We start from the raw sequence: 12,607 nt of genomic DNA, 5'->3' as shown, positions 1-12,607 counted from the left end.
GAGCATGGGGCGAAAAGCCCTCGGCCTTGAAAAAACTGGACAAGGGCGAGGAATCTCTTTTACAGCCGAGCAGGAGCGGAAACGGGGTTGACGAGAGGAAGTCGTCACGCGTCAAAGCAAAGGAGGAGAGGGGCGAAATGCAAGAAAAGGCTTTGGGATACCTGGACTATTTCGAGCTGGAACTTACCGGGGAGGGCATGCGGATCACGCTCGCGGAAGACGCTCCTCGTGAATTGCTGGACCTGGCCCGCGAGGTATGCGGTCCGGATGGAGAGGGGTTGTTGGTCTGCCTCTACGAGGCCCTGACCTGTTTAGCCGAAGCCGAAGCCCCGGAGTATTGCGCCATCGACGAAAAGGTCTGTCCTTCGGACACGTTCCACATCGTCGTGGAGGCCCTGCGGCGGGAGCGGTGAACATCTCTTAGGGATATGGCTATCAATGGTGGGACAGGCATCCTGCCTGTCCGTGCAGGCAAGATGCCCGCACTACCCAATTCTAAAACGGTGATTGAGTAGACAGCCAACTCCCTGAGTTGGCAGCGGCTCAAAATAATCCACCCGTGCTCGGACTCGATTCTACGCCGGAACCGCGTCCCGGGGCCGAAACCGGGCTGCCAGATACATGAACGGGGTGTCCAAAAGCCCGACCAGCAGCTTGATCAGATACGTGCTGATCACGATCTGGATCCAGACGTCCATGGGAAAGATGCCCAGAAAGGCGATGGAGCAAAAGATCACGGTGTCCAGAAGCTGGCTGACCAGGGTGCTGGCGTTGTTGCGCAGCCAGAGGTGTTTGCCGCCGGTGCGCGCCTTCCAGAAATGGAAGGCCCAGATGTCGTGCCACTGGGAGACGATGTAGGCGACCATGCTGGCCAGGACGACCCGGGGCAAAACGCCGAAAATGGCCTCCAGGTGGGGCTGGGCGAAGTCCGAGACGGCAGGGGTGAAGAGCAGGGCGATCTGCATATAGGTCACGGCCAGGATCAGGCTCAGGAAGCCCAGCAGCACGGCCTTTTTGGCCTCTTCCCGCCCGTAGTGCTCGCCCAGCAGGTCCGTGGAGAAAAACACGCTGGCATACAGAATATTGCCCAGCGTGGTGGTCAGGCCGAACAGCTCGATGGTCTTGAGCACCTGAATGTTGCACAGGATCAGGTTGAAGACGATCATGGCGAACAAGCCCTGCCTGCCGAAGAAGCGGAAGACCACCACGACCATGACCAGATCCAGGAAGGCGAATCCCAACCAAAGCGCTTCGTTCATCGTATCCGTCCGTATTCGTTTTGCCGTGTTCGTTTTGGAGTGCGCGGCTTGGGCCGCGGAAACAAAAAAGCACGAAAAAAAAGCACGGATGCGACCATCCGTGCTTTCAAGGAAGCCAGGCACCCACAAGCAACTGTTACCGCTGCTCCCTCTCGGGCCTGACGGGGTTGGCAGCGCTTATGCCACCCGGCTTCCTTTAAAATTTGAGCAAGCCCAAAAGAAGAAAGTTATCAAATGGTGCTTCGTCTGTCCACCATCGGTTTGTCTCCGCGCCGAACAATAATGATAGCGGAACTGCGAAGTTACTGCGTAATGTTTTTCGATTTCGATCACGATTTCGATTGTGACTTGATCGTGGTACATGTGCCCATCGGGAACAAATTGGCCCTGTACCGGCGTGCGCAAGGAATTGACCCAGGGCTGAACCCGGCTTAGGTTGCGCTATTTCAAGTCGGCAATGATTCGGAAACTTTCCTCGGCGGCAGTTGTGAGACAACGCGAACACGGAGGCAAAAGACAATGCATGACGCGGACTTTGAAGCTCGGGTCGTCACCCGGGGGCGACAGTTTTTCGGTTCCATTCAGGGCGAAGCGCCCAGCGTCTTCAACAAAGGCTTCTGGACCGGCAAGGTCATGGATTGGGCCATGCAGAACGAGGACTTCAAGGTCCAGTTGTTCCGGTTCGTGGACGTGCTTCCCTACCTGAACACGTCCGAGTCCTTGCAGCGTCATATCGAGGAATATTTCTCCGGCCAGGGCAGCGGGGACATTCCCGCGGTCCTGAAATGGGGCGCGGAAAAGTCCGGTGGCTTGTTCGGGGCCTTCGCGGCCAAGGCCATGGGCAAGCTCATCCGTTCCAACATCGAGGGCATGGCCCGTCAGTTCATCATCGGCCAGAACACCAAGGAAGCCGTTTCCAGCCTGCAAAAAATCCGCAAGGACGGCTTTGCCTTCACCGTGGACCTGCTGGGCGAGGCCACGGTCAGCGAGGAAGAGGCCCAGGCCTACATGGACGGGTACATGGAACTGCTGGACGCCCTGGCCAAGGTCCAATCCTCCTGGAAGCCCCTCGCGTCCTCCGGCGGCGCGTCCGCGGATCTGGACTGGGGCCACACGCCCCGGCTGAACGTCTCCATCAAGCCCTCGGCACTCTACTCCCAGGCCAAGGCCGTGGACGTGGAGGACACGGTACGGGGCATCCTCTCCCGGTTGCGGCCCATCTACGCGCGAGTCAAGGAACTGGGCGGCGCGCTGTGCATTGACATGGAATCCCTCAAGTTCAAGGAAGCCACCCTGGAGCTGTTCAAGCGGCTGCGCACCGAGCCGGAGTTCCGGGATTATCCGCACCTGAGCATCGTTCTCCAGTCCTACCTGCGCTGCACGGACGAGGACCTGAAAGACCTGATCAACTGGGCCAAGGCCCAAAACCTGCCCATCGGCATCCGCCTGGTCAAAGGGGCCTACTGGGATCAGGAAACCATCGTCGCGGTCCAGAACGGCTGGCCCGTCCCGGTCTGGACCAAAAAGCCGGAGACCGACGCGGCTTTTGAGCGCCACGCCCGGATGATTCTGGAACAACAGAACCTGATTTATTTTCAGTGCGGTTCCCACAACATCAGGTCCATTTCCATGGTTATGGAAACGGCCAAGGACCTCGGGGTCCCCCCGGAGCGCTACGAATTTCAGGTGCTCTACGGCATGGCCGAACCCGTGCGCAAAGGCCTGAAGAACGTGGCCGACCGGGTCCGGCTGTACTGCCCCTACGGCGAGCTGCTGCCGGGCATGGCGTACCTGGTCCGCAGGCTGCTGGAAAACACGGCCAACGAGTCTTTCCTGAAGCAGAGCTTCGCGGATCAGGCGGACATGGACCGGCTCCTGGAAAATCCTCTGAAGACCCTGGAGCGGGACAAGGCCAGGGCCTTTGCTCCGGAAACCTCCACCGGCAACCCCCTGGGCGCTTCCGCCTTCAAGAACATGCCCCTGGTGGATTTCACCGTGCCCGAGGCCCGTAGCGCCTTCCCCGAGGCCATTGCCAAGGTCCGCGCCCAAAAGGGCAAGAACTGGCCGGTGTTCATCGGCGGCAAAGAGGTCTTCACCCAGGATCTCATCGCTTCCTATAACCCGGCGGATCCGGACGAAGTCCTGGGCCAGGTCTGCCAGGCCGGCCGGGAGGAAGTGGACCAGGCCCTGGATGCGGCCCGCAAGGCCCTGCCCGGTTGGCGGGACACGTCCCCCGAGGAGCGGGCCGCGTACCTGTTCAAGGCCGCGGACGTCTGCCGTCGCAGGGTCTATGAGCTGTCCGCCTGGCAGGTCCTGGAGGTGGGCAAGCAGTGGGACCAGGCCTACAACGACGTGGCCGAGGCCGTGGACTTTCTGGAATACTACGCCCGGGAGATGATCCGTCTGGGCGTGCCCCGCAGGATGGGCAACGCCCCGGGCGAGGTCAACGAATTGTTTTATCAGCCCAAGGGCATCGCCGCGGTCATCGCGCCGTGGAACTTCCCCTTTGCCATTTCCATGGGCATGGTCTCCGCGGCCATCGTCGCCGGCAACCCGGTGATCTACAAGCCCTCTTCCCTCTCCTCCCTGGTGGGCTACGGCCTGGTGGAGGTCTTCCAGGAGATCGGCCTGCCGGAGGGCGTCTTCAACTACTGCCCGGGCCGCAGCCGGGTGATGGGCGACTACCTGGTGGAGCATCCGGATATCAGCGTCATCGCCTTCACCGGTTCCGTGGAAGTGGGCCTGCGAATCATCGAAAGGGCGGCCAAAGTCCATCCTGGCCAGGACCAATGCAAGCGGGTCATCGCCGAAATGGGCGGCAAGAACGCCATTATCATCGACGACGACGCCGACCTGGACGAGGCCGTGCCCCAGGTCATCTACTCGGCCTTCGGATTCCAGGGCCAGAAGTGCTCGGCCTGCTCCCGGGTCATCGTCCTGGACGCCATCTACGATCGGTTCATGACCCGGCTGCGCGAAGCGGCCCTTGCGGTGAAGATCGGCCCCAGCGAACACCCCGGCAACTTCATGGGCGCGGTGGTGGACACGGGACAGCAGAAAAATGTCTGGACGGCCATCGAGATTGCCAAGCAGGAAGGCCGGATCGTGGTCCAGCGCGAGGTCCCGGAAAAGGGCTGCTTCGTGCCCCTGACCATTGTCGAGGACATCCGACCCGAACACCGCACGGCCCAGGAAGAGATTTTCGGGCCGGTGCTGGCCGTGATGCGGGCCAAAGACTTCACCGAAGCCCTAGACATGGCCAACAACTCCCGCTTCGCCCTGACCGGCGGCGTGTTCTCCCGCAGCCCGAAACGGTTGGAACAGGCCAAACGCGAATTCCGCGTGGGCAACCTGTACCTGAACCGGAACAACACCGGCGCCCTGGTCTTTCGCCAGCCCTTCGGCGGCTTCAAGATGTCCGGCGTGGGCTCCAAGGCCGGCGGACCGGACTATCTGATCCAATTCCTGGACCCGCGAGTGGTCACCGAAAACACCATGCGGCGAGGGTTCGCACCCATAGCCGGCGACGATGAATGGGTGGGATGAATAATGTCCAATCATACGAAAAAAATGATGATCGCCGTTTTCGGCCAGGACCGTCCGGGGATCGTGGCCCGGGTTTCCGGGCTGTTGGCCGAAATGGGCTGCAATATCGAAGACGCCACGCAGACCATTCTGCATGACCGGTTTGCCGGAATGTTCGTGGTCCAGCCGGTTCAGGAGAGCCTGGGCCGGGAACAGGTTCTGCGGGCGCTGGAGGATGGCTTTCAAGGCGAGGAACTGACTTTCTGGTTGTCGCCCATGGATGAAGCGGCGCCGCCCAAACCAGCCCAGGGAGCGACGGACCCGTTCGTACTCACCACCATCGGCCCGGACCAGCTTGGACTGGTGGCCGGTGTGACCGGAGTCCTCTCCCGGTTCGGCGTGAACATCACGGCCTTGCGGGCCAACGTCAAAACCGAGGATGTTTCACAGTGGGTCATGATCTACGAAGTGGACGTGCCCAAGTCAGTGGATCGGCAGCAGTTCAGGGAAGCGCTCTACGGCAAGGCCCAGGAACTCGACCAACGCCTCAGCCTCCAGCACCGGGACATTTTTGAAACGGTGCATCGGGTTTGATGTCATTGCTCATCAGTTTGGTCATGCCCGTCCACGTTCACGTACACGAGACGTCTTTTCGATTACGTGAACGTGGACGGGCATGTTTTTCGATCAAGCCCGAGAATGGGGCGCGGTCTCCGCGTGATTTGCCAATACTAGGAGATACCAAGATATGCTGACGGAAAAAGAAGTTTTGACCACGTTGGAAATGCTGCGCAACGAACATCTGGACGTGCGCACGGTGACCTTGGGCCTGAGTCTTTTCGATCTGGCCACCCACGATGTCGGCCGGTTTCAGGATCGATTGATGTCCCGGATCACCGGTATGGCCGCTTCTCTCGTGGACGTGTGCGACGAGGTGGGAGATATTTACGGAATTCCGGTGGTCAACAAGCGCATTTCCGTCAGCCCCATGGCCGTGGTCGGTGCGCCGTTTTCCTCCCGGGAACTGGTCCAGACGGCCATGACCCTGGACCAGGCGGCCCAGGAAGTGGGCGTGGATTTCATCGGCGGGTTCAGCGCCCTTGTGGAGAAAGGGTTGGCCCGGGGCGACCTGAGTCTGATTGAGGCGGTCCCGGAAGCCCTGACCGCCACGTCCCGGCTTTGCGCTTCCTTCAACGTGGCCACCACCGCAGCCGGGATCAACATGGACGCCGTGCTCCTGCTGGCCAAGACCATCAAGGCCGCGGCGGCCAGGACCGCGGACCAGGACGGCCTGGCCTGCGCCAAGCTGGGGGTCTTCGCGAACATTCCCCAGGACGTGCCCTTCATGGCCGGGGCCTATCTGGGCGTGGGCGAACCCAATGCCGTGATCAACGTGGGCGTGAGCGGGCCGGGCGTGGTCAAGCGGGCCCTGGAGCGGGCCATGGAGGCCGACGACCACCTGGCCCTGGACGAGATTTCCGAGGTCATCAAGCGCACGGCCTTCAAGGTGACCCGGATCGGCGAACTCATCGGCCGGGAGGTGGCCAAGCGCCTGAACGTGCCCTTCGGCGTGGTGGACCTGTCCTTGGCTCCTACGCCCAACGTCGGGGATTCCGTCGGGGAAATCTTTCAGGTGCTCGGCCTGGCCCACATCGGGGCTCCCGGTTCCACCGCGGCCCTGGCCATGCTCAACGACGCGGTGAAAAAGGGCGGGGCCTTTGCCAGCTCCTCGGTGGGCGGATTCAGCGGGGCCTTCATCCCGGTCAGTGAAGACCTGAACATCGCCCAGGCCGCGGCCGAGGGCCACCTAACCCTGCCCAAGCTGGAGGCCCTGACCAGCGTCTGCTCCGTGGGCCTGGACATGGTCGCCCTGCCCGGCGACACCTCGGCCGAAACCCTGGCCGCGATCATCGCCGACGAGATGGCCATCGGCGTGATCAACCGCAAGACCACCGCGGCCCGGCTGATCCCGGTTCCCGGCAAAAAAGCCGGAGAAAAAGCCTTTTTCGGCGGCCTGCTGGGCGAGGCCGTGATCATCCCCGTCCCCGGCTCCGGTGGCTCGGACCGCTTCATCAACCTGGGAGGACGGGTCCCGGCTCCGTTGCAGAGCCTGGGGAACTGAGGGCGTTTTTGGGGAGGTGCTGATCCGGGCTGGAGACTGTCTCAGCTCTTTCCGCCGCAATCAGGCTTCATCCCGATCTTGTCAGGCTGTTCGCTGGAGAAGTCGTTCAGCCGCGTTGATCTCTGGAACTGCTCATAACGCTCCGAATGACTTCCATGACGAGGAATTTATCCACGGGCTTGACCAGATATCCGTCCGCGTGATGGCTCTTGCTATAGGCCGCCCGGACTGTTTCCGGGCTGTTCGAGGCCGTGACCATGATTATCCTGACCCGACTCATCGGGTTGATCCCCATGGCCTCCTCTTGTTTGCGGATTTCCTGCAATGCAGTCAGTCCATCCATGATCGGCATCATCACATCAAGAAGAATCAAGTCGTAGGGAGCGCCCTCGGCATGGGCGCGAAGAAAAGCCCGCAGTCCCTCCTCTCCGTTGGCCGCCACCTCGTTGTTCCCCAGATGCGCGATCATCTCCTGGAGCAGGAACCGCGCGGTACTGTCGTCAACGATCAAAGTTCGCATTTCCCGCCCCCCGCGCCAATCATTTTTTCAGATACTTGGTGATGGTCACGGTCGTGCCCTTGCCAGGCGTGGACCGAATGTCAAAGGCATCGCTCAGGGAGCGGGCCCCGCTCAGGCCCAAGCCCAGGGAATTGGTGGTGCTGACGCTCCGGCTCATGGCTTGGTCCACATCCTTGAAGCCCGGACCGTGGTCCGTGAATTCCAGGGTCAGGCCGCTGTTGTTGGGCGTCGGACTGAGGCGCATCCGGCCCTTGCCGGCATGGACGACGATGTTTCTGGCCAGCTCCGAAACCGCGGTGACGATCTTGGTCTGGTCGATCATCCCGAAGCCCATGCGCTGGGCCTCGGTTCGGGCGTGTTGTCGGGCGACCAGGATGTCTTCGTAGCTGCTGATGGATATTTCCAAAGTCGTGGTTGCGGCGGCCGTCATGGGTTCTCCTTGGTGTTCATCGGAGGCGGGCTGATGGTTGGTTGATGTTCCTGCTTGACTCGTCCAGGGACCCTGATCCCGGATCAGAAAAACGTCACGTCGTCCTCCGGCTCCGAAGCGGCCTGGACGGCCTTGGGCTTGGCCTTCACCTTCACCGACTTGCGCTCCGCCTTCTCCGGCTTCAAATCAAGGATGGAGTGGGCCAATGTGCGCTCCGTTTCCATGGTGTACATGGCGGACAGTCGGCCGAGAATCTCTTCGCGCAGGCCCAGATGGAGCAGTTCGGACTCCAAGACTTCTTTGCTCTGAACGCCGGCAAAGTCCTCGCTCATATCCTCCAGGGCCTTGATGACATGGCTGACCACCTGCTTGATGATGTCCTCGAACTGCAAACTGAAGATCATGGAGTTGATCCGGTCCCGGATGGACGAGGTTTCGCCGATGGTCTGGCCCATGATGCCTTCCATTTCCGTGGAAATGTCCAGCAGGGAGACGAACAGCCCCTCCATCAGGGCGCTGGTGGAGTGGACGTAGACGTTTTCCACGGAAATGGCCTCTCTCACGGCCTGGGTGGATTCCAGAATATGCGCGTGGGCCCGCTCCAGCCCTTCCCGAATGTTGTCGGCGGATCCGGCGGATTTGTGGGCCAGCTTGCGTACCTCGTCCGCAACCACGGAGAAGCCGCGTCCGGCGTCCCCGGCCCGAGCCGCCTCAATGGCCGCGTTCAAGGACAAGAGGTTGGTCTGGTCCGCGATAAAGGCGATGTCGTCGGAAAAAGGAAGCACTTCCTCCAGGATTTTTTGCATCTGATCCAGCATCCGGGCGTATTCGGCCTTGCCCTCCACGATCAGGCTCAGTTCGGACGCCACTTTCTTGATGGTTTCCAGGTAGCGGTCGCGGATAAAGGCGAAGTCTTTGTTCGTGCCGCGCTGATCCGCGGAAATGTGCTGGGCCAGCCGCTGCCTGATGTTGGTCATCAGTTGGTTGTTGGCGGTAATGCTCCGGTCCATGCTGCCCACCAACTCGTTGAGCTGCCCGAGGACCTGGACCGTGGCGGTTTCGATGCTGGAGGTGGAATGGTTGAGTTGGCCCACGGCCACGGCCAGAACCTGTTTGGCGATGTGAATCCGGCGTTGCAGGGACATCATGGTTTCGGCCAACGGTTCCATATGGGCTTGGGTCTCAGCCGCCTCAGCCTGACTGGCCTGGAGACGGACTTCCAGATCCCGACCCCGTTCCTGTTCCTGGGCCAAGCGCCGTTGCCAGCGGTCCTCCTGCTCGGCCAGCGCGGCGGCATGTTGGTCCTGGGCGCGTTGGCGGCTGGTGTTCGGCGCGAACCGCAATGACGCGGCGGCCAGGGGCAGGAGCAGGGCCGCCACAAGGCCGCCCACGGTCGCGGGGATGGTTGCAAACGGGCTTTGTCCGGCAAACCAGGTCGGGCCGTAAACCGTCAGCAGCACGGTCCAGATCGCGGCCAGGATCAGTCCCGCGGCAAGTCCGAGGAGCAACAGTCGGCGGTTGCCGGGTTCTTCAAGGCGGTCAAGTAAGGTCATACAGCAACTCGTCATGGTTATGGCGCAGGGCTTGGCCGAGAAGTTCCGGGTTGAGCACCAGCAGAACCCGGCCATCTCCAAGGATGGTCACTCCGCCCAGGAAGGAGAGTTCGGAAAACGCATCGGGAACGGGCTTCACGGCGATTTCACAGTTCCGCAGCAGCTTGTCGATGATCAATCCGTAACGGCCCCTGGCACCGTTCAGGGCCACCACCAGCAGGTCCTCGTCATCGGACCAGTTTCGTCGGCTGCCGGGGAACAGGTCGGCCAGGTGGGCCACGGGCAGCATCCCGCCCCGGTAGTGCATGCCCCGGCTTGCCCCAAGGTCATGAATCGCCGAGGCCGCGATCTTGACGGTCTCCAGGACGCCGTCCATGGGCAGGGCGTATTCCCCCGTTCCGGCGGCCACGTGCAAGGCCGTGGTCACGCCCATGCTCATGGGGATGGTCAGACTGAAGGTGGAGCCTTGCCCCAGGACGCTGTCGATGCGCACCGTTCCCCCCAGCTCGCGCAAGGTGGAGCGGACCACGTCCATGCCCACGCCCCGGCCGGAGATGTCCGACACCTCTTCCTTCATGGAAAAACCAGGCTCAAAAATGACGTCCAGAATGTCCGGATCATCGGGACCGTTCACGGGCAGGCCGTTGCGCGATGCTTTCGCGAAGACCCGCTGCCGGTCAATGCCCCGGCCGTCGTCGGTGATGGTCAGGGCCAGATTGCTGCCTTCGTGCGCGGCCTTGAGCATCAGCCCACCGCGTTCCGGCTTGCCCGCGGCGATCCGCTCCTGGGGAGGCTCCAGGCCGTGGTCGCAGGCGTTGCGGATCATGTGAATCAGCGGATCGGAAAGAATATCGGCGACCTTCTTATCGATTTCCGTATCCCCGCCTTCGATGGTCATGTCAATCAGCTTGCCCTGCTTGCTGGAGATGTCCCGGACCACCCGGCTGAATTTCTGAAAAATTCCACGGATCGGGGTCATGCGCAGGTTCATCACGCCGTACTGCAGTTCGTTGGTGATCCGGGCGAACAGGCGCAGGTTGTCCTTGAGGGCCTTGATGTCCGCGGACTCCAGACTCTGAGCCTGGTCCAGCCGGTCCACCAGAAAGTCATAGGCATTCCGGGCGATGATCAGTTCGCCCACGGTGTTGCCGAAGGCGTCGATCTTGGACTCCTCCACGCGCATCACCTTCAGCTCCCCTGGGGTGCTTGGGGCGGCGGCATCCGCGCCGCGCTCGCCGCGCTGCCTGGCCAGGGCCTGTTCCAGGTCTTCCTCGGTGATCTTGCGCTCTTCCAGCAGAATTTTGCCCAACGGCTTCCAGGTGGGCGATACCTCGGGCCGGGCTGTCCTGTCCGGACTCACGTCCGGTTCCAGTTCCGTGACGTGGATCAGCTCCGGGTCATAAGCCAGGTCACGGATTTCCGCCGCAGAGAGGTCCGTGATCACGATCAGGGCGGCCCGCAGATAGATATCCAGTGGTCGGTATTCCCGGATCCCCGGAATCAGACAGCGGCAATCCGCCAGATAAAAGGAGCAGTTTTCTTTGAGGTTGCGCAGAAAGACCAGAGGATCAAAGCCGTTGGCCAGATGCTCCGAGTCGAACATGGGCTCGATGTAATAAACATGGCGCTGGGGGTGGTCCGGATCATTGAAGGAACTCCAGAGCGCCCGGCCGTTCACCTCGTCCAGAGGCAGCCGCGGCGGGACCACCGCGGCCTCGCTGGTGGCGGCGTGTTGATCGTGCCGAGCGGTTTTGCCGCCGGCGGCCTGAATCAGCTCCGCGTAGCGCCGGACCAGTTCATCCGGCGGGATGACGGCTTCGCCGCGCAGTGTCGCGGCCATGATTTCCCGCAGGGTGTCCAGTCCCTGGAACAGCAGATCAACCAGCTCACCGGTCAGAACCATGCTTTTCCCACGCAGGCCGTTGAGCACCCCTTCCAGGTGGTGGGCGAAAGCGCCCAGTTCGTCCATGTCGAACATGGCCGAACTGCCCTTGATGGTGTGCACGCCGCGGAAGATGGAGTGCAACAACTCCAGGTTCGCGGGATCGGCTTCGGCCTTGAGCAGGCTTTCCGTGACCGTGTCCAGGATGTCGCCCACCTCGATGATGAACTGCTGGCGGTAATGGTCTTTCTTATTGTCCATGGCAGGGTCCGGGTGCGAGGGTTCGAGGGTGTTCGAGGGGGTGTCGGGGGCACGTCCCATTGATTCAGTTCGGTTTACGTTCAATTAAGGCGAAGCAGTGCATGCTCGGGGTCGCAATCGAAATCGCAATCGAAATCGAAAAAATAAATAGATCATGAAACTATTGCGATACCGATTGCGATTTCGATTGCGATTTCGATACTGACAACAACGCTAAGTTGACCCAATAGTATCTTTTTGAAAGCAAAGCTGATTCAGTTCGGTAGGACATGCTCAGCCAATAATTTTTTTGACAACGCCCAGCAGGGTGTCCGGCTTGAAGGGCTTGACGATCCAGGCCTTGGCCCCAGCTTGTTGGCCTTCCTGCTTCTTGCCGTCCTCGCTCTCCGTGGTCAGCATCACGATGGGCAAAAACTTATGCTTGGGCATGGCCTTGACGGCCTTGATCAGGCTGATGCCGTCCATGTTGGGCATGTTCAGGTCGGTCAGGATCATGTCGAACTTCTTGCCGCCGCCGAGAACATTCAGGGCCTCCTTGCCGTCCGAAGCCTCAGCGACCTCGTATCCGGCTCCGCGCAGGGTCATGGCTACCAGCCCGCGCATGGAAACCGCGTCATCAACGATCAAAACAGATTTCATGGGTGTTCTCCTTGCTCTTGAAGATTGGGGCCGTCGGCTTGGTCCTGGTCCACGGACAACCGCAGGCCGTACAACTCCTGAAGTTCCCGGAAGGCCGGGCCGACATTCTCCAGCAAACAGGGGACGTTCATGTCCCGGGCCGTCCGTTCGATGCACAGCACCAACTGATAATAAGCCGTGTCCATGGACTGAACCGCGCCCAGGTCCACGACCACCTGATTGATGCTCGCGGCGTCCCATTGGGCCTCGGCCAACAATTGGGCATGCGCTTCGACTTCGAAAATCAGGCAATCTTCCGGCAAAACAACACGCAAGGTTCCGGCGTCCGTATCTATTCGCATGGCTTCCTCGGGTTTATCGGGGGGCGGGCCGGTCTTCAGCGCTGATTTCCGGCACGCCATCCGCCGCTTTGTACT

General features: G+C 61.1%; 11 protein-coding genes and 1 other RNA gene. 4 read left to right on the top strand and 8 right to left on the bottom strand.

Features of this window, described 5'->3' with window-relative positions; all coding sequences use genetic code 11:
• Window positions 1-137: 137 nt before the first annotated feature.
• On the top strand, window positions 138-413 hold the full coding sequence (locus AC559A_RS04215; protein WP_498816426.1) for a hypothetical protein: 276 nt from the start codon (window positions 138-140) through the stop codon (window positions 411-413).
• A gap of 162 nt (window positions 414-575) precedes the next feature.
• On the opposite strand, the gene AC559A_RS04210 is transcribed toward AC559A_RS04215, so the two are convergent.
• Together AC559A_RS04210 and ffs are read right to left on the bottom strand one after the other, a co-directional pair.
• Window positions 576-1,259 (bottom strand): queuosine precursor transporter, encoded by a 684-nt coding sequence (locus tag AC559A_RS04210; protein ID WP_498816425.1) that lies wholly within the window; start codon window positions 1,257-1,259, stop codon window positions 576-578.
• A gap of 103 nt (window positions 1,260-1,362) precedes the next feature.
• An RNA gene (gene ffs / locus AC559A_RS04205) (signal recognition particle sRNA small type) lies at window positions 1,363-1,458 on the bottom strand.
• A gap of 320 nt (window positions 1,459-1,778) precedes the next feature.
• Between ffs and pruA the strand changes: the two genes are divergently transcribed.
• From pruA to AC559A_RS04190, 3 genes are all read left to right on the top strand, one after another.
• Window positions 1,779-4,805, top strand: a complete 3,027-nt coding sequence (gene pruA, locus AC559A_RS04200; RefSeq protein ID WP_498816424.1) for an L-glutamate gamma-semialdehyde dehydrogenase — start codon at window positions 1,779-1,781, stop codon at window positions 4,803-4,805.
• A gap of 3 nt (window positions 4,806-4,808) precedes the next feature.
• Window positions 4,809-5,378, top strand: coding sequence for a glycine cleavage system transcriptional repressor (locus AC559A_RS04195; RefSeq protein ID WP_498816422.1), 570 nt, complete (start codon window positions 4,809-4,811; stop codon window positions 5,376-5,378).
• 154 nt (window positions 5,379-5,532) lie between these two features.
• On the top strand, window positions 5,533-6,906 hold the full coding sequence (locus tag AC559A_RS04190) for a PFL family protein (RefSeq protein WP_498816421.1): 1,374 nt from the start codon (window positions 5,533-5,535) through the stop codon (window positions 6,904-6,906).
• A gap of 106 nt (window positions 6,907-7,012) precedes the next feature.
• On the opposite strand, the gene AC559A_RS04185 is transcribed toward AC559A_RS04190, so the two are convergent.
• The 6 genes from AC559A_RS04185 to AC559A_RS04160 form a co-directional block, all read right to left on the bottom strand.
• Window positions 7,013-7,426, bottom strand: a complete 414-nt coding sequence (locus tag AC559A_RS04185) for a response regulator (RefSeq protein WP_498816420.1) — start codon at window positions 7,424-7,426, stop codon at window positions 7,013-7,015.
• Between the two features lie 19 nt (window positions 7,427-7,445).
• Window positions 7,446-7,856, bottom strand: a complete 411-nt coding sequence (locus AC559A_RS04180; protein ID WP_498816418.1) for an anti-sigma regulatory factor — start codon at window positions 7,854-7,856, stop codon at window positions 7,446-7,448.
• Window positions 7,857-7,939: 83 nt separating this feature from the next.
• Window positions 7,940-9,409 carry a methyl-accepting chemotaxis protein gene (locus tag AC559A_RS04175; protein ID WP_498816416.1) on the bottom strand — a complete coding sequence of 490 codons (1,470 nt, stop codon included), beginning with the start codon at window positions 9,407-9,409 and terminating at the stop codon, window positions 7,940-7,942.
• Window positions 9,396-11,552, bottom strand: a complete 2,157-nt coding sequence (locus AC559A_RS04170; protein ID WP_498816415.1) for a chemotaxis protein CheA — start codon at window positions 11,550-11,552, stop codon at window positions 9,396-9,398. The genes AC559A_RS04175 and AC559A_RS04170 overlap by 14 nt, the downstream gene beginning before the upstream one ends.
• A gap of 273 nt (window positions 11,553-11,825) precedes the next feature.
• Entirely contained in the window at window positions 11,826-12,191 is a 366-nt protein-coding gene (locus AC559A_RS04165) for a response regulator (protein ID WP_498816414.1), read from the bottom strand.
• Window positions 12,188-12,532, bottom strand: coding sequence for an STAS domain-containing protein (locus AC559A_RS04160; protein WP_169732629.1), 345 nt, complete (start codon window positions 12,530-12,532; stop codon window positions 12,188-12,190). Before AC559A_RS04160 ends, AC559A_RS04165 begins: the two co-directional genes overlap by 4 nt.
• Between the last annotated feature and the right edge of the window lie 75 nt (window positions 12,533-12,607).

Origin of the sequence: Desulfonatronum zhilinae, assembly GCF_900182865.1 — a bacterium.
Lineage (GTDB): Bacteria > Desulfobacterota > Desulfovibrionia > Desulfovibrionales > Desulfonatronaceae > Desulfonatronum > Desulfonatronum lacustre.
The sequence above is the reverse complement of the archived record's forward strand: the minus strand, read 5'-3'. Positions and strand labels throughout refer to the sequence as shown.